The 16,092-nt window shown below is 61.9% G+C and carries 15 protein-coding genes and 1 pseudogene; 6 read left to right on the forward strand and 10 right to left on the reverse strand.

Features of this window, described 5'->3' with window-relative positions; all coding sequences use genetic code 11:
• The 6 genes and pseudogenes from VFE81_RS25385 to VFE81_RS25410 all read right to left on the reverse strand — a co-directional run.
• A pseudogene (locus VFE81_RS25385) lies at nt 1-231 on the reverse strand (TolC family protein); the annotation flags it as partial.
• Nucleotides 228-1,241, reverse strand: coding sequence for an efflux RND transporter periplasmic adaptor subunit (locus VFE81_RS25390; protein ID WP_325047218.1), 1,014 nt, complete (start codon nt 1,239-1,241; stop codon nt 228-230). The pseudogene VFE81_RS25385 and the gene VFE81_RS25390, both read right to left, overlap by 4 nt.
• Nucleotides 1,238-1,447 (reverse strand): DUF1656 domain-containing protein, encoded by a 210-nt coding sequence (locus tag VFE81_RS25395; RefSeq protein ID WP_007176114.1) that lies wholly within the window; start codon nt 1,445-1,447, stop codon nt 1,238-1,240. Before VFE81_RS25395 ends, VFE81_RS25390 begins: the two co-directional genes overlap by 4 nt.
• A 45-nt stretch (nt 1,448-1,492) precedes the next feature.
• Nucleotides 1,493-3,595: an FUSC family protein gene (locus VFE81_RS25400; protein WP_325047219.1), complete on the reverse strand. Its 2,103-nt coding sequence runs from the start codon at nt 3,593-3,595 to the stop codon at nt 1,493-1,495.
• Nucleotides 3,596-3,601: 6 nt separating this feature from the next.
• On the reverse strand, nt 3,602-4,060 hold the full coding sequence (locus VFE81_RS25405) for a MarR family winged helix-turn-helix transcriptional regulator (RefSeq protein ID WP_414695658.1): 459 nt from the start codon (nt 4,058-4,060) through the stop codon (nt 3,602-3,604).
• Between the two features lie 99 nt (nt 4,061-4,159).
• Nucleotides 4,160-4,372 (reverse strand): LysR substrate-binding domain-containing protein, encoded by a 213-nt coding sequence (locus tag VFE81_RS25410; RefSeq protein WP_325047220.1) that lies wholly within the window; start codon nt 4,370-4,372, stop codon nt 4,160-4,162.
• Nucleotides 4,373-4,434: 62 nt separating this feature from the next.
• Here VFE81_RS25410 and VFE81_RS25415 point away from each other — a divergent pair, with 62 nt between their 5' ends.
• The 3 genes from VFE81_RS25415 to VFE81_RS25425 are packed head-to-tail and all read left to right on the forward strand — an operon-like array spanning nt 4,435 to nt 5,878.
• Nucleotides 4,435-4,791 carry a hypothetical protein gene (locus tag VFE81_RS25415; RefSeq protein ID WP_325047221.1) on the forward strand — a complete coding sequence of 119 codons (357 nt, stop codon included), beginning with the start codon at nt 4,435-4,437 and terminating at the stop codon, nt 4,789-4,791.
• 42 nt (nt 4,792-4,833) lie between these two features.
• Nucleotides 4,834-5,529 (forward strand): hypothetical protein, encoded by a 696-nt coding sequence (locus VFE81_RS25420; protein WP_325047222.1) that lies wholly within the window; start codon nt 4,834-4,836, stop codon nt 5,527-5,529.
• Entirely contained in the window at nt 5,438-5,878 is a 441-nt protein-coding gene (locus tag VFE81_RS25425; RefSeq protein ID WP_325047223.1) for a hypothetical protein, read from the forward strand. Before VFE81_RS25420 ends, VFE81_RS25425 begins: the two co-directional genes overlap by 92 nt.
• 56 nt (nt 5,879-5,934) lie before the next feature.
• Here the strand turns inward: VFE81_RS25425 and VFE81_RS25430 are convergent, their stop codons facing one another.
• Nucleotides 5,935-6,594, reverse strand: coding sequence for a histidine phosphatase family protein (locus tag VFE81_RS25430; RefSeq protein WP_325047224.1), 660 nt, complete (start codon nt 6,592-6,594; stop codon nt 5,935-5,937).
• 237 nt (nt 6,595-6,831) lie between these two features.
• On the opposite strand from VFE81_RS25430, the gene VFE81_RS25435 reads away from it, so the two are divergent.
• Nucleotides 6,832-7,053, forward strand: a complete 222-nt coding sequence (locus VFE81_RS25435; protein ID WP_325047225.1) for a CbtB domain-containing protein — start codon at nt 6,832-6,834, stop codon at nt 7,051-7,053.
• 11 nt (nt 7,054-7,064) lie between these two features.
• Nucleotides 7,065-7,811 carry a CbtA family protein gene (locus VFE81_RS25440; RefSeq protein ID WP_325047226.1) on the forward strand — a complete coding sequence of 249 codons (747 nt, stop codon included), beginning with the start codon at nt 7,065-7,067 and terminating at the stop codon, nt 7,809-7,811.
• Between the two features lie 190 nt (nt 7,812-8,001).
• Here the strand turns inward: VFE81_RS25440 and VFE81_RS25445 are convergent, their stop codons facing one another.
• Nucleotides 8,002-9,918, reverse strand: a complete 1,917-nt coding sequence (locus tag VFE81_RS25445) for an FUSC family protein (protein WP_325047227.1) — start codon at nt 9,916-9,918, stop codon at nt 8,002-8,004.
• Between the two features lie 280 nt (nt 9,919-10,198).
• Nucleotides 10,199-11,023: a 2OG-Fe(II) oxygenase gene (locus VFE81_RS25450; protein WP_325047228.1), complete on the reverse strand. Its 825-nt coding sequence runs from the start codon at nt 11,021-11,023 to the stop codon at nt 10,199-10,201.
• Between the two features lie 252 nt (nt 11,024-11,275).
• Here VFE81_RS25450 and VFE81_RS25455 point away from each other — a divergent pair, with 252 nt between their 5' ends.
• A complete protein-coding gene (locus VFE81_RS25455) occupies nt 11,276-12,118 on the forward strand; it encodes an FAS1-like dehydratase domain-containing protein (RefSeq protein WP_325047229.1) in 843 nt (280 codons plus the stop codon).
• 160 nt (nt 12,119-12,278) lie between these two features.
• Here the strand turns inward: VFE81_RS25455 and tssM are convergent.
• The coding region (gene tssM, locus VFE81_RS25460) for a type VI secretion system membrane subunit TssM (protein ID WP_325047230.1) at nt 12,279-16,092 on the reverse strand (3,814 nt) is incomplete at its 5' end.

A 16,092-nucleotide genomic window follows, 5' to 3' on the forward strand; every position in this document is an offset into this window, starting at 1 on the left:
GTCGACGAGGCTGTTCAGCACCGGATCGTCATAGAGCTTCCACCAGACCGCAGGCACGTTTTGCCGCGAGGTCAGTTTGGCATCGGCGCCTTCTATCGGCGCATTGGCGAGCGGGGCGTTGATCAGCGCCTGCTTCGGCAGCGAGTAATTGGGGCCGACGTTCATGCAACCGTTGAGCGTGACGGCTAACGGTAACAGCGGCAATAAGGGCAGGGCACGCGACAGCTTCATTGCGAGGCGCCTGAAATAACTGCAGCAGATGCCGGTTGCGTAGCAGAAGCAGCCGAGGCAGCCGAAGCCGAAGCCGAAGCCGAAGCCGCTGACGCATCCACCACACCCGAAGCGCCCGCAGCCGGATGCTTCTTGCCGTTCAGCGCCAGATCACGCACCGAGACCGTCGCCGTGCGTCCGGCGATCATGCGAAAGTCGGCGGGGACTTCGTCGAGCGCAACGCGCACCGGAATCCGTTGCGCGAGCCGCACCCAACTGAACGCCGGGTTCACGTTCGGCAGCAGATTCGAGCTTTGCGTGCGGTCGCGGTCCTCAATCCCCGCGACGATGCTTTGCACGTGCCCGCGCAGCACGTTCGGCTCGCCCATCACCTGAATATCGACCGCCTGGCCGATGTCGATGCCACGCATTTTGGTTTCTTCAAAATAGCCGTCGACGCGGAACGAATGCATATCCACCACCGCCACCACCGCGCGGCCCGCGGACACGAATTCGCCAGTACGCGGCGCGCGGTCGTTCAGATAACCATCGACCGGACTCACGATCGTGGTGCGTTGCAAGTTCAGTTTGGCGGTATCGATCGCGACGTTCGCATCGGCGAGCGCGGCTTCCGCCGTTTCGACACGCGAGCGGCTTTCTTCGGCGACTTCCGCCGCGACGAGATTGCCGAGCTGGCGGTTACGCGCGTCTTCGCGGCGCGCCTGATCGAGAGTGGCGCGGCGCTGCAGCGCGGTGGCTTGCGCCTGGCGCAATGCCAGCGCATAGCGGGCCTGATCGATCACGAACAGCACCTGGCCCTGCTTGACCTGCTGGTTGTCCACCACCTCGACCGATGAAATTAGCCCCGAGATATCCGGCGCGACCTGGATCACGTCGGCGCGCACGTGTCCGTCGCGGGTCCACGGCGCGAACATGTAATAAGCAACCAGTTTCCACAGCACGAAGGCTGCAACCACGACGACGATCAGGGTCAGCAGAATTTGACCGACGGAGAACCAGGTTTTTTTCACGTTATTAGTCTGTGCGAAACGACGACGACAAGGCCCAGCACCAGCACATAGATGCCGAGATCGAAGATGGAACGGTGCCAGACGAAGCGGTAAAAGCCGACGCGTGCGAGCACCGTGCGAATGGCCAGGTTGATCAGATAGGCGATCAACATCAGCACGAGCACGGCCGGCACGAACACGCCGAAGATATCGATTTCACCGATCATCGCGGGGACTGGCAAAGGGGTGGATTGGATTGCGGGAAGAGCGCATCAGGCAGCGGCCTCCGGTTCAGGCGGCGTGGGTGTGACTAGCGTGGCCGGAAACAGCGAAAGACGCAAGCCGACCAGCGCGTGCAGCGCCTCGCGCAATCGGCGTGCCGAAGTTTGCGAAGTGGCGCTTGGCGCGCCGGCATTGGCGAGCCCTTGTGCCGTGACGCGCGCCACGGCTGCGTCGATGGATGACATCAGGCTCTCGGGCACCGGTTGACGGACGCGCCGGTCAACGCAGGTTTCGAAATATTGGCGCACGTCTTCGAGGACCTGATCGATGGAGGCCGGCGCTTCGCCGCCGAGCTTGCGCGTCAGGCGGCGCAGATCGAGCGCGTTGAAGGCGATGCGTAGATCGCGGAAGCTTTCGATCGACGGATGGCGATGGTCGTCGGTAGCGGCAAGACGGGGGATCAACTGCATCAGGCGATCGAGCATGCGCGCGGCGAGATTGCGCGGGTCTTCGATTGTCCGTGTGGACGCGGTCAGCGCCACGTCGGCCCAGCTTGAGCGCAGCAGCCGCGAGGCCGCGAGTTCAGCGCCGAACGGCCGCGTTACGCGGGTCCACAGATACGCATACAGTAAGCCTGCGAGGCCCGCGAGATTGCTGTTCAGGAAGATCAGGAAGTTGGCCGAGTAGGCGTCCTGGATGCTGATGAAGGTAGCGGTATTCACGGCCACGAGCACAGTCACCATGTTGAACTGCGGACGCGGGATCATTGTGCCGACAAGGATGAACGGCGCGGCGAACAGGATGACCAGCATCGGAAAATCATGCACATGCGGCAGCACGGCGAACAGATAGATACCGGCGGCCACCACGCTGACTGCCGTGGCGATGAAGAACTTGAACACCATAGGCGCGGGTTCGTCGAGCGCGGCGAAGAAGCAGCAGGCGACCGCCGCCAGCGTCACCGCACTGGCGCCGTCCGCCCAGCCTGAGCTGATCCACAGACTGCACGCAATGATGACCGCGGCGCCCGCGGAAACCGTCGAAAACAGCATGATGCCGCGGTCGAAGAACCGCTCGGTGCCACCCAGCCGCCAATGGCGAAAACGTGGCCGCCAAGAGCCTTCTTCACGCGTGATGATGATGCGCAGCGAGCGGCAGTCCTGCCAGACGTCGATCACCTGTTTCATGCGCCACAGCGCGTTCGAAAGCAGCGCGCTGTCCCATTTCGCGAGCGCGGTCGGCGGCGGTTGCATGGCTGCGATGCGCGCGCGCAGCGCAGCGGCGACGAGGTCGGGATGATAGCCCTCGCTGGCCGGGGGAAGCGGCGCATTGAACCACTCGATGACGTCGTTGAGCAACGCTTCGAGACCCTCGGGCCATGTCTGCCGACCGCTGTTGTAGAGGGCGACGAGCGGATCGGCCAGTGCCGACATCATCGGCAGCAGCAACTGCATGCGTCCGCGCAATTCGTGAGCGCGGGCCAGGATGTCCAGCCGGGTATGGTCGTAGGCAAGCTGGCTCAGCAGCAGTTCCAGCCCGTTGATCGTAGCTGCGATCCGCTGGCGGGCCCCCGAGATCGCCGCGCCTGCAATGCGCCCGGACAGCGTTTCGGTCGCATAGAACGCGGCGTCGCGAAACCACGCGTCGGTCCGTTCGATGATGGTGGGCGCTAGCCGGCTAGGAAACAGCGAACTGCCGACGATGCTCGCGCACACGATGCCGAGCGTGATCTCCTCGGTGCGGCTGATCGCCAGATCGAACACGCCGCCCGGATTGGTCACCGAAGGCAACGCAATAATCGGCATGGTGTAAGCCGCCAGCATGAAGACGTAGCTGCGCGCGGTGCGGTCGGCCACCGCGAGATACAGCAGCGTGCCGGTCCACAACGCGACGATCACGCTGAACAGATACGGCGATTCGACGAACGGCGGCACCAGCAGCACCGCTGCCGACGCGCCGAGTGCGGTGCCGAGCGCGCGATAAAGTGCCTTGGAGCGGGTCGCGCCGACAAATGGATTCGACACGATGTAGACGGTGGCCATCGCCCAGTACGGCCGCGGCAACTCGAGCGAGAGACCGATGTAGAGCGCGATCATCGCCGCGGCAAACGTCTTGACGGAGAACAGCCAGTCGCGGATGGAGGGATAGACCATAAACCGTTACTCGGAATCCCCGGCGTCATGCGGCGCTGCCTCGGCCGTGAAAGCGGCCAGCACTCGCAAGGTCGCTTCGAGATCGCTGCGTGAAATACCTTTCAACGCTTGCGCACGCAACGTAACGAGCTCTTCTTCCATTTTAGCGGTAACGGTGCGGCCCTCGTCAGTGAGTACCACGGTCTTGGCGCGCCGGTCTTCGGGATCTTCGTCGCGGCGCATCAGGCCGGCCGCGCACAGTTGGTCGAGCAGCCGCACGAGCGAGGGCCCTTCAATCCCGATGTGATCGGCCAGCGTGACCTGCCGCACCGCTTCGCCGAGCCGGCTGGCGGTGAGGAGCGGCGTGGCGCACGCTTCGGAGACGTTAAAGGCCGCGAGCACGCCATGACTCGTGCGCCGCCATTTTCTGGCAGCGACGACCAGGGTGCTGCTGACGGTGCGGCGCAAGGCATCGAGATTCGACATGGCCGGTATTGTATTTCTAAAATATTCGTTAGCAAACTATTGAATTTGAATTTTTTGTGAAGAGCACCTTCGCGGTGCTGCCGCAAAAGCCCGCAGTATTCAAGCGCGAGCGCGCTCCTTCACCAGTTCGATAAAGCGGGTCGCCGCGCTATTGCGCAGTCCGGCAGGGTAAGCAAGATGCAGCGGAGCGCTCAACTTCGAGGGATCCGTCAATGTGCAGTACACGGTCCCCACCTGGTCGTAACGTTGCATCGATGCCGGCACGAGCGTGACGCCCAATCCGGCTGCGACCAGATTGATCCCCGACACCATGCGCGGCACCTCGCGAGCAATCCGGCTGTTCTACCCGATCGTGATCGAAGTGGATGGTGTGCGTGTATCCGCTTTATCACTTCGTCGTGACGAATCCGAAGCCGGGGCATCTGTTCATCGCGCAGATGGTCGCGACGGTGTTCCTCGCCGCCATGTCCGGTTCACATCCGGGCATGCTCGCGACGTTGTTTCCGGTGCGTAGCCGTTCGGCGGGCGTGGCGCTGTCTTACAACATTGCGATGACGCTGTTCGGTGGCATGGCGCCGCTCACCATCACGGGCTTGACGCATCTGACCGGCAGCAGTTTGACGCCGGTCTTCTATCTGATTTTTGCCGGTTTCGTGTCGCTCGTCATGGTGTATTTCACGCGCTCGGGACGCGGGCCGGGCGGCGCAACGGCGCAGTTCGTCACGCGTTAGACACCACTCGTTTGACTCACTAGATTAACCAGAGCTTATTGCATGACCCAGTCTTTGATTACAGACGACGAACGCGCGCCGAATGAACGTCCGGTCGCCGTCGTCGCCAGCCGGCTTCTGAGTGTCGAGACGCTTGCGGGCGGTGGCACCGTGCCGGTGTTCGCGAACGGCGACTGGCTTGCGCCGACGTGTGATGTCAAGCGCGCGGTGATCCTGATTCACGGACGCTTGCGCAATGCAATGCGGCCGACCGCGTCCGGCAAGTTCGAGGCTTTCGATGCGACGGCGTGCCCGTTGTTTAATCGCTGGAAGTATGGGCTCGAGGATTTGCCGGCTTATGCGTCGAGTAGAGGGAGCACGGGTTCCGCTGACGCGCTCGAATCGCGCTATGCGCGTCGCGAAGTCACCGTGCTGCTCGGCGGCGCGGATTGCGATCCGGAGCATCCTGCACTCGATCGTTCATGTGCTGCGCAGACCCAAGGCGAGCATCGACTGGAACGCGGACTGGCTTACGCGCGCTATATGGCGTCGAGGCATCCGGAAGGGACGGCGAAGCATCGTACGTTTGTGATCGACGGCGTCGGGCACGAAGCGTGCTGCTGCGCTAATGTCATCTGTGAGCCACCTTTCGAAGGACTGCGTCGACATGAACAAGACCCGACTCCTCGCCGCCGCGATCGCCGCTGTATCGCTGAATGCGTTGCTGCCGAGCAGCGCGAATGCCGACGATGCGCCTAGCCCGTGCGCGTCGCTCAAACGGATCGTCGCGGCGGCGCCGGACGGTTTGTCCTCACTGACGCCGGACGATGGCAAGGGCGTTGCGCAACCCTACGGCGATGATGCGCAATGTTCGGCGAGCCGTGGCAGCTACCAATGCACGTGGACGCCGCACCATGACGCCGGTTCGAGCGCGGACGCGCTGCAGGCCGTCGCGGCGGACATCGCTTCGTGTCTGCCGGACGCGACGCATGACCAGAATTCGCCTGGACGTCAGCACTTTTATTTAGGCACGCGCGCCAAACGGACCGATATTACGTTGACGCGGGCCGGTTCGAGCAAGTTGAGGTTGGTTGTATCGGGCAAGTGAGTGGACACATGAGTTTTGAATCGGCTGTCCACGCACGGTGGACATTGCAGCCGTCGTTACTGTGACGCCGGCCACCATGTCCAGCCGCGTCGGGAGCGTCGCAACTCGACCATCGAGAGCGGCGCGATCTCGATGCGCGAAAACACGGCGGGCGATGTCCCGAGCGCATAAACGATGGCGGCCCGGATCACTGGCGCGTGCGTGATGGCGATCACATTTTGCGTATGGCGCGGCACGTTGCCCGTTTTTGCGCTTAACGTATGGTTTTTTGCCTCGTTTATTTCATCGCTTGATGCGCTGTCTGTCGCGCGGGTCACTCCGTTGCTCAGCGCATCGAGCCACTTTCCTATCCGCTTCACGAGTTGAGTGAATGACTCGCCGCCGTGCGCGGCAGCGTCGGGATCGTGTGTCCATGCGGCGAGCTCTTGCGGTGCTTCAACGGCGAGATCAGCGAGGCGGCGGCCGTGCCATTGGCCGTAGTCCACGTCTGCCAGTCCTCTATGGACCGCAGCGCTCAGACCCAAAGCCGACGCCGTATCGCGCGCGCAGACGGCGGGGCTGACGAACACTGCCGCGTCGTCCGGAATCGACAGGCGTGCCCGCGCGGTGCCTGCTTCGGCGAGGCCGCGCGCATCGAGCGGATCGTCGGCGGGGAAGCGGGCCGCGCGCATCGCTGCGGTCGATGCGTGGCTGATCAGTAACAGCCGTATGTCCATTCAGTTGATTCCCATAAGGGCTAGCTCAAGGCGGGACGCATGCGAGGCATGCTTTGCCTTGCCGGCGCTCAAAGTTTAGCGCGTAGAATAGCGGCACTGCGAAGCACGGAAGCCGGTGAGAGCCCGGCGCGGTCGCGCCACTGTAATCGGTATTCACGAGCCGAAAGCCAGACCTGAGCTTCGCACCATCCTTTTCGATCGACTATCGGGGCGCGTTACCCCCAGGAGATGTCCATTATGACCAACGCTGTTTTCGATCCCGCGGCTCAGCCTGTCGCCCAACCCACACCAATCCCGCTGCGTGAGCTGCTGCCTTGGGTCGTGTTCGGCGGCTTGCTGCTGTTGCTTGCGCTGTATTTCGTTGGTACGGAACAAGGTGCCACCTCGCTGGTGCCTGGCATGTATGTGCATGAATTCGTGCACGACGGCCGCCATCTGCTCGGCTTTCCCTGCCACTAACGGAGTCGAACATGGTTGGTAAATTGTTGGTACGCGGGATGCTTGCGGGCATCGCCGCGGGATTGCTCACGTTCGGCTTCGCGAGACTGGTGGGCGAACCGCAGGTCGATCAGGCGATTTCTTTCGAGGAAAAGGCCGACGTCGCCAAAGGCGAAGCACCCGAACCCGAACTGGTGAGCCGCGATACGCAAGCGGGCCTCGGACTGCTGACCGGCGTGGTGACGTATGGCGCGGCGTTCGGTGGGCTGTTCTCGCTGGTGTTCGCGTATGCGTACGGCCGCGTCGGCGCACTGAGTGCGCGCGCGTTGTCCGCATGGCTGGCGCTTGACGCGTTTATCGCGTTGGTGATTGTCCCGAACATCAAATATCCGGCGAATCCACCCTCGGTGGGCGACCCCGAGACGATCGGGACGCGCACCGGTTTGTTCTTCCTGATGATCGCGATTTCGCTCGTCGCGCTGGTGTTCTCGCTGAAGGTGCGGCGCCGCGCGGCGCTGAAGCTGGGCGCATGGAATGGCTCGATCGTCGCTGGCGTGGTGTTTGTCGTGATCATTGCCGCCGTGCAACTGTCGATGCCGACGATCAACGAAATACCGGCAGCTTTCCCGGCGGTGCTGTTGTGGAAGTTCCGCGTCGCGGCAATCGGAATGCAGGTGATTATGTGGACGACCATTGGGCTGCTGTTCGGCGCCCTGGTTGAGCGGAGCAAACTGCTGGCTCCCGCGACCCGTAGCGCGACGAAGTCGGCTTACCTTTGATGGCATGACACGGGCGCAACCGCCGTGACGGTTGCGCCGACGTGCAGCGCGCAAGAATATAAATACATCAAGCACTTGGCGCGTTTGCATGAATGTTATCCACAGGCTTATGGACATTTTCTGTGGACAAGTTCACAGGCGCGACAATCCCCCAACGCCGTAGGCAACCGAAATCAAAATCCATCGCCGCCTAAGCGCTCCTCCCTCGGAGCGCCCAATTGAAGACGCTCCGCGTTTCGGCAGCCGGCTGCGTCAATCGATCGAACAACTGCGCAACGGCGCCATCTAGCTGAGCCAGCGCCGTTATCTTCGCCGGATCGACATCAACGGCAGCAGTCACCGACACACGTTCATCCAACTCGCCACGTGCAGAATCCGCCGCGCTACCGCTATATCGCGCGATCAACGAATCCAGCCTTGCCACAATCGATTCCACGTGCACCGCGCCGACATCCACCGCATTGAGCGCCACACCTTCCGACGACGCACCTTGCCGCGAAAGATCACTCAACACTCGTGCCCAGTGCAAACAACACAGTAGCGATCCGGTGGCAAGTTCGACGCCGGGATTCCACACCAGCACGCGCTGAGTCTGCAATGGTTTCAGCGCGATCCGCAGATCATGCCAGGTGCGATCGAGCTTGCGCATGGCCGGCACCGTCTCGGGCGTTTGAGCAGCGGAACCGGCTAGCCGCACGACCTCGCGCAGCGCGCCAAGCACAACACCAAGCCTCGTCTCGACATGCCGCGTCGCCGCGAGCGGCATCATCAACATCGCCACGGCAAACGACACGAGGCAACCGACCAGCACTTCTTCGATCCGCAATTCGACCAGCGGCCCCATCGCGAAACCCAGCTCGCCATACACGAGCCCGACGAGCACGGTAATGAAAAACACCCCCGGCGCATACGCACTCAGGATGTAGTAAGCCCAACCGAACACGCACAGCACCATCGCAGCCACGAGCAGCATGGGCGAGTCGTGCAACGGCGCAACCAGCAACACGCTGACTAACGCGCCCGCCAGCGTCCCGGCGAGGCGTTGCGCGCCACGATAAACCGTGTCTGCACGTGACCGTGTACCGAGAAAAACCACGAACGTTGTGATGACCGCCCAGAACCAGCGCTCAGGAGACAGGGAGTGGCCGATCAGCATCGCGAGAAAAGCTGCGGTCGTGGCGCGCGTGGCGGGCAGCCAGCAGAGCTTTGCACGCAAATCGGCAAACCGCTGTGCCACGGATAGGGCGTCAGCACCGTCAGCTAGCAAAGGCGAAGCGCGCCGTCCATGGCTCCGATGCGCAATCTCCTTGAGCCGGGCAATCGCGTGACGCAGCACGTCGGCACTTGCTTGCGTGCCGCTGTGTGCTGGCGAGTAAGCAAACGCATGCTGGCCGGCCGCGACTTCCACTTCGACAATTCGCTCGCGAATCGTCTCGGCGTCGGGCGGATTCAGCAACGCCAGTTGTTCTTCAAGTGAGAGCGCGGCTTCGTTCAACGCTGAAAGATGCACCGCCCCCGGTGCGGCAAGTACACGCGATGCGCGCAATGTCACCGTGTGAATGGCGAGCCGGAAACTGGCAGCCGCCCGCATCGGCACGATCACGCGGCCGACCAGCGCGACCATCAGCGGGCCGAACACGGACAGCAACAGCGATTGCACAAGATGGAAGGGCGAAGGATGCAGGTACAGCCCAAGGTAGAAACACACCACGCCCAGCATCGCGCAACCCAGCGCGCGCGGACCGCACGCCTGGACCAGCATGCCGACGAACATCACGATCAGAAAACCGGCATCGCCGGCGAGGGGATAACGGCTCAGTACGCCTGCGGCAGCGAAGCACGCGCAGGCGCAGAGATAAAGACAGAAGAGTGTGCCGAACCACGCTGGCCGCCGTGCATCGCGCACGAACAAAGGCGCCACCATCGCAAAGAGGATGCCGGGTGCGGCGAGGGTAATCGGTTGGTGATGAAAGACGGTCCACGCGATGCTGGCAATGCCGGTTAGCAGGCAGGCAAGCGCAACGCGCAGCGCGGTATGGAGACGCACGAGTCCCGGATCCGTAACCAGCAGGCGGTCGGCGACGCGCGAAAACGCGGCAGCAATCATGATCGATGATATCCAGGCTAAATGGCCGCCACCGGCTTTTGGCCGATTGCGACAAGGCGGGCATGCGAGCCCGCCCGCTTCGTATCGTCGAATGAGGCTGCCATGCCGGGATCGCCGGTTGAAAGCCCCGTCCGACGACGGGCGATAACACTCGAACAGCCATGCCAGGCGCGCTGCAAAGGGTAGCGCAGCGCGTCCGGTGGGTTCGGGTTTTCCCGGATGATACCGGTTCAAAATTACCGTTGTCGAATTTTTGCGGCGGCGCAGCCGCGGCGCTCAATCAAGTCGCGTCGTGGAAAATTACGCCGAGCGTGTGTCGGTGGCCCGACCGCAGGCGGCTCACGCCGTGTCGCAGATTCACGCGATACACGCCGCGCGTACCTTGCACCGGCCGGTGATGAACCGCAAACACCACCGCGTCGCCCTTGCCGAGCGGCACGACTTCCGTGCGCGACTGCATGCGCGGACGCTGCTCCGTCATGACGAACTCGCCGCCTGTGAAATCCTCGCCCGGCTCGGACAGCAGAATCGCGACCTGAAGCGGGAATACGTGCTCGCCGTATAGGTCCTGATGCAGGCAGTTGTAGTCGTCTTTGGCGTATTGAAGAAGCAAGGGCGTCGGACGCATCTGACCGGCAGCGTGGCAGCGCGCGATAAATTCGCCATGCGCGGCCGGATAACGCACATCGATATTCATCGCTTCATTCCAGCGATTCGCGACGGGCGCGAGGCGCGGATAAAGCGCTGTGCGCAAATCCGCAACCAGTGGCGGCAGCGGATACGCAAAGTACTTGTATTCACCACGGCCAAAACCATGGCGGGCCATCACGACGCGGCTGCGATACAGGTCTTCGCGCGAATAGAGCGCGGTCAGCGCGTCGCATTCCTGCGCACTGAGCAGATTGGGCAGCATCGCGCAGCCGTAGCCATTCATCTCTTGTTCGACATCGAACCAGTCGATTGCGTCGACACGTCGCGTAAGCGAATCGGCGACGGAGCCGGAGTCTGCCTCCGATACCTCAGCGTGTTTCAGTTTGGGCGCGAATCCCAGTTCCAGTTCCAACTCTGTCGAGTGCGAGTGCATATCCTTCGCGACCGTATTCATGAGCATTCTCCGTAAGGCGATTCATCGAACGATGACTGAGTGTAAGCACGCGCCGAAGGCTACGCACTCCGACTCTTGCTCTTCAATTCCCGTATCGTTATGGCCGCGCCACTCGCACCCGCCGCGCGGGCGTCCGGGGCGTCTGAAGCAAGAGAAAAGGCTTGATTCGAACATGCGAACTTCGCGAAACTCGCTGCGAGGTTCATAGTAGGACCCTATTTAGCCCCATAAGCGCATTCGGAGATTTTGCCCATGTCTGACGCCCCAGAGAAACTCGACGACTGGCTCGACAAAGAGGTGGTGACCGAAGATCACATCACTGCTTTTCCGCTGACGGCAATGGCCGCCACCCTGAACCAGGAAGAAAGTGGCGATACGGTGCCACCGCTCTGGCACTGGCTGTACTTTCTGCCGATCTCGCCGCTGTGCGACGCCGGTCCGGACGGTCATCCGAAGCGCGGCGACTTTCTGCCACCGGTGCCGCTACCGCGCCGCATGTGGGCCGGCGGCCGCCTGACGTTCCATGCGCCGCTCAAAGTCGGCGAGCATGCGAAACGCACGTCGACCATCGCCAATATCGAAGACAAGACCGGCCGCTCGGGCCGCCTCGTGTTCGTGACCGTGCAGCACACGATCGAAGCCGGCGGTGAACTGAAGCTCGAAGAAGAGCACGACATTGTCTACCGCGACGCGCCGCAAGAGGGCGCCCGCCCGCCGCAAGCAGCGCTTGCGCCTGAGGGCGAAACGTGGCGCCGCACCGTCGATGCGGATGCTGTGATGTTGTTCCGTTATTCCGCGTTGACCTTCAATAGTCACCGCATCCATTACGACTATCCGTACGTGACCGAGGTGGAAGGCTATCCTGGTCTGATCGTGCACGGCCCGTTGATTGCGACCCTTCTGGTCGATCTGGTGCGTCGTGAACAACCGGATGCGACGCTGCAAAGCTTTGCGTTCAAGGCGGTGCGGCCCACTTTTGCTGGGCAGCCTTTCACGGTATGCGGCAAACCTTCGGCCGACGGGAAGACCGTCGACCTGTGGGCGAAGGACCATGAAGGTTATCTGACGATGCGCGGTACGGCGGCGCTTGCCTGAGTTACGCGAGATTCGATTATGCAGACGACGCGGCAGGATTGGTTTTAGGACATTTGAGGGGCAATCATGAGACCGATGAACTGCCCCTCGACAGCCTCGAAATTCCAGCCGGGAACATGATTGGTCAGAACCAGGGCGTTCAGTCTGGTCATTTTCCAGGTCAGTCCGCGGCCCGCGTGACCGGCAACCCTGGCGGCAATCCCACCGGCGGCCCGTTATCCGGCAAACTGAACATCGCCATGGAGCTGGGGCATTGAAAGCCCCTCAACACATCGCCCGTCAATGGGTTGGCGACACTACCTGCACTCGCAATATCGAGCACGGCCTTGCGTCCGTCGAAATCGAACTCAACGCGCGTGCGGCCCCGAGTCGCCGTGTTGATCAGTGTCCCTTTACCTAGCAGACGCAGCAGCGCCCAGGGGCCATCGGTCGCGATCGCTGAGGTATCCGGACGAACACGCGGGTTCGCTGAGATTTCCGCGTGCGCACCGCCGCGTGGCCCAGGCCACGTGATGGAAAACGGCCGGACGGGGCCGTGCTGGTATTGCTCGCTCTGACCGTCGATATCGAGCACGAGTCCGGTGATCGTCGGATCGAGTTCAGGGATGGTGATGTCAGCCTTCCACGCGAGCCTCTTCTGCCCCGGGTCGGCGAAGAACACGTCCCGGATGGCTTTCGCTCGTTCGAATGGCGTCAGACTCGGCCCTTGCACCGGCTCGGTTGCGCCGGGAAGCGTTTTATAGCGCCACGGCTTCGCCGACGTATCCACGAATGGCGCCAGCGTCTTCACAAAGAAGTCGTCGATTACGCCGCCCTGCGCGAATACACGCGTGAAATCATCGGTGTTCACGTCCTGTTTGCTTTCGGACGCAAACGGATAATTGCCGTCGACCGTCACCCGGCATGCATCACCAATGGTCGCGACCATCTGACGTGACAGCAGTTGACCAATGCCCTGATTGACCTCCCGCGAACCCTGGATCGCCAGATCCCGTATGACTTCACGAAACGGCGCGGGCAGCGTGTCCGCTGTTAACTTGAGTTTCACCGCGGCGTCGCTGGCGGGAGGCATGCTGTTGTTCGTCAGTGCATTGTCGGCAACCGTCAATATCGTGTAGTAATTGTTCAGCTGGCTCGTGAGGCCATCGAGTTGTGGTGGCCCGCTCTGCGTGGTGGGTTGAGCACCTGTCTGCGCCGAAGTTTGCACTTCGCTGCTACCTGTCACCACCTCGCGCAACGCCGCAAAGTGATCGTCAACCATTTCACGCTCAAGACGCTCCTCGGCGCGGATGCCCAGCGCCTGATCGGTCTTCTGTCCCAATTGCCCCGCGGTCTTCTGCAGGAACGACTTCTCATCGCTAGCGTCCGAGCGGGTTAGCGTCGTCTCCCTGACCGCTGCACGTGCAAGCCTTGACAGCGGTGAATCAGGCGCTGCGAAGTTGCGCAATACCTGGAGGTTGAACGCGAGACTCGTCCCTGTCACGGTTCGGATATTCGACAGGAACGTGTCCCAGCGTTGCGCGTATTCCGTTAGATATTGCCGGCGGATTTCTTCGGTAAGCGGATCGTCACCCACGCCGGCACCACTCACAATTTCAGACGTTTTTTTTTGAGCCTCGCCGAGCAAGCTGTGGCCCATCACCCATGCATCGTCGTCGCGTGCCAACTGGACGAACTCCGGCAGACGCTTGTCGAACAGGTTTCGATACCCATCATAGGTAAAGAGACCCGGAATGCCACGCGCAAGCGGCTCGCCATTGGCCCGCGTAAAGACCGTGCCCGCCTGCGGGCCGACCGCACGCAGCAGCGTGAACTCCTCGGGGGCCTCTCTCTGCATGGCCGCTTTCGCTCGTTCATAGAGACGTTGGGTCGCGTTATTCGTGTCGAGAAACGTGCGGGCCTGTTGGATCAACGTGTCGTTCCTGACGAACGGCGACTGCACGACGCGATCCCCGGAGAAGAGTTGTGCGACGTGTTCGATCATCGAAGCGCGTCCACCGAACACCGATGCGCTGTCCGTTCGGGCCCAGTCTGACAGTACCCATGCCTTGACGTCATCGGCGTTGTACTTTGCCTTGTCCTGCAGCATCAGATACGCGCGCAAGGTTTGATAGGCCGTGCTGGCATCCTTGCCGGCAATTGCTTCCGACAGAACCGTTTCCATGCGACGCACGATCTGCGGCAGCAGCAGATTATCTTCAAGCGCGTCATAGGTATGACGACTTTCGGCCACCACTTCCGTGCCTGTAAAAAGGCCGTAGCGATATGCGCTGTCCGGCGCTGACAGATCAAGGCCTGGATACGTCGCGAGATAGCGGGCATCGGTGAGCGTATCGGGCACGGCCTCAGGTTTCGGGGTTCTGTAGAGCGCTGTGACCTTCGCTGAGAGTGCCTGAGTCTTACGTGAGATGGCGTCAAGGTAAGCACGGTTGTGTCCGAGGCTGACCCACACGCCGCTGGCAAGCCATGCAAACATCAGTAGTGCCAATGCGTGACTGACCAGACGCAGAAGCCGAAAACGGAATTCCCAGCGCAGGTTTGGCCGCACCAGATGCGCTTCACGGAATACGACTTTCGTCAGCAGGTCTTGTAGAAAGTAACTCTGGTGACCGGACGTGACTGGTTTCTGTGACTCAGGCCGGCGCGCAAGCGCGCGCCAGAGATGCTGCACGATCGTTTCTCGTTCGGCAATGACTGCGCTGTCCGCTTGCGCCGCGCTCGTGAAATAAACGCCGCGCAGCGTCGCGTGAAGCTGGGTCGAGTCGTAGCGGGAATCGAGAAACACACTATCGATCAGCTCTCCCAGGGGACGGACAAGCGCCGCGAATTCCTCGTTCAGCGCCGCGAGCCTTCGGCGTTTATGCGTGTCGTATTCGTCTTGCAGACGCGTGTTTACGCCATCGGCAAGGCGCATTGCGAGCAAGCCCAGCTCGGACATGCAACGTGCACGCAGTCCTTCCTTTGCGATGGCTTCTTTGCCGTACGGAAGGGTGAAACCCCACGTCTGTGAGCGGCCTTCGGCCGTCAGTGAGCCGAAGTACTCGCTGAAACCGCTCAGGCGGTCCATCTTGGTGATCACGAGATAAACGGGGAAGCGAATGCCCAGTTCGGTGCGCAGTTCCGCGAGCCTCGTACGCAGCGCTGCTGCTTCAGCGAGACGGGCATGCACGTCTTCGCTGGTCAGTTCGGCGAGATCGACCGTCAGTATTGCGCCGTTGATGGGCGCGCGGGGACGGTGCTTGCGCAACAGTGCAAGGAAACCGAGCCATTCGGCGAGGTTGGCCTCGCGAGCGACATCGGCCGGATCGATGGGCGCAGTTTTATTGGCCCCCTTCTTTGGCTGGGTGTCGGTACCGGTTTTGACACCACCGTCTGCGTCGCCTGCGGTAACGGCCTTGCTGTTGTCCACGCCGGCGGGTAGTTCAACTGGCGCTGCCGATTGATCGCTCATGCGAGTCACGCCATGGCGTGTGTAGCGACCCGCTGTGTCTATCAGCACGGCGTGGTTGGTCAGCCACCAGTCGACATGCCTGGTACCGCTATTTCCGCCCAGTTTGCCGACAGCCTGCTGCATCTGTTCTGCGACGGGAAAGGCGAGTCCGGCATTCAGCATCGCCGTGGTTTTGCCCGCGTCTTTTGACCCGAGCGTGACATACCACGGCAGTTCATACAGATAGCGCTTGCCTTGGAACAGGCGGCCGAGTCCGCGCGCGCCGGTGCGCATGGACTTCAAACGCTCCAGCGCGCTGTTGACGATCTGGTTCACCTCTCGCAGTTGCTCGGCGACGGCCGATTCTTCCTGCTTACCGCCAAATTCAAGTAGCCGTGAGAGGAACTGCTCGTCGGTACGCATCCGGTGCCACAGACGGAAGATCCAGTAGATCGCGAATACGCCGAGCACAACAGCAATCGCAATCGCGCGCGAGGACTCCGGCTCGAACGGTTGCGTGTGCCCCAGGGTGAGCAGCGGCGCG

The sequence above is a fragment of the Paraburkholderia sp. genome (assembly GCF_035656215.1).
Classification (GTDB): domain Bacteria; phylum Pseudomonadota; class Gammaproteobacteria; order Burkholderiales; family Burkholderiaceae; genus Paraburkholderia.

Excerpts from the sequence above, each read along its gene's own strand:
- VFE81_RS25395 (WP_007176114.1), bottom strand. The coding sequence starts at position 1,447 with ATGATCGGTGAAATCGATATCTTCGGCGTGTTCGTGCCGGCCGTGCTC.
- VFE81_RS25400 (WP_325047219.1), bottom strand. The coding sequence starts at position 3,595 with ATGGTCTATCCCTCCATCCGCGACTGGCTGTTCTCCGTCAAGACGTTT.
- VFE81_RS25405 (WP_414695658.1), bottom strand. The coding sequence starts at position 4,060 with ATGTCGAATCTCGATGCCTTGCGCCGCACCGTCAGCAGCACCCTGGTC.
- VFE81_RS25410 (WP_325047220.1), bottom strand. The coding sequence starts at position 4,372 with ATGGTGTCGGGGATCAATCTGGTCGCAGCCGGATTGGGCGTCACGCTC.
- VFE81_RS25420 (WP_325047222.1), top strand. The coding sequence starts at position 4,834 with ATGACCCAGTCTTTGATTACAGACGACGAACGCGCGCCGAATGAACGT.
- VFE81_RS25425 (WP_325047223.1), top strand. The coding sequence starts at position 5,438 with ATGAACAAGACCCGACTCCTCGCCGCCGCGATCGCCGCTGTATCGCTG.
- VFE81_RS25430 (WP_325047224.1), bottom strand. The coding sequence starts at position 6,594 with ATGGACATACGGCTGTTACTGATCAGCCACGCATCGACCGCAGCGATG.
- VFE81_RS25435 (WP_325047225.1), top strand. The coding sequence starts at position 6,832 with ATGACCAACGCTGTTTTCGATCCCGCGGCTCAGCCTGTCGCCCAACCC.
- VFE81_RS25440 (WP_325047226.1), top strand. The coding sequence starts at position 7,065 with ATGGTTGGTAAATTGTTGGTACGCGGGATGCTTGCGGGCATCGCCGCG.
- VFE81_RS25445 (WP_325047227.1), bottom strand. The coding sequence starts at position 9,918 with ATGATTGCTGCCGCGTTTTCGCGCGTCGCCGACCGCCTGCTGGTTACG.
- VFE81_RS25450 (WP_325047228.1), bottom strand. The coding sequence starts at position 11,023 with ATGAATACGGTCGCGAAGGATATGCACTCGCACTCGACAGAGTTGGAA.
- VFE81_RS25455 (WP_325047229.1), top strand. The coding sequence starts at position 11,276 with ATGTCTGACGCCCCAGAGAAACTCGACGACTGGCTCGACAAAGAGGTG.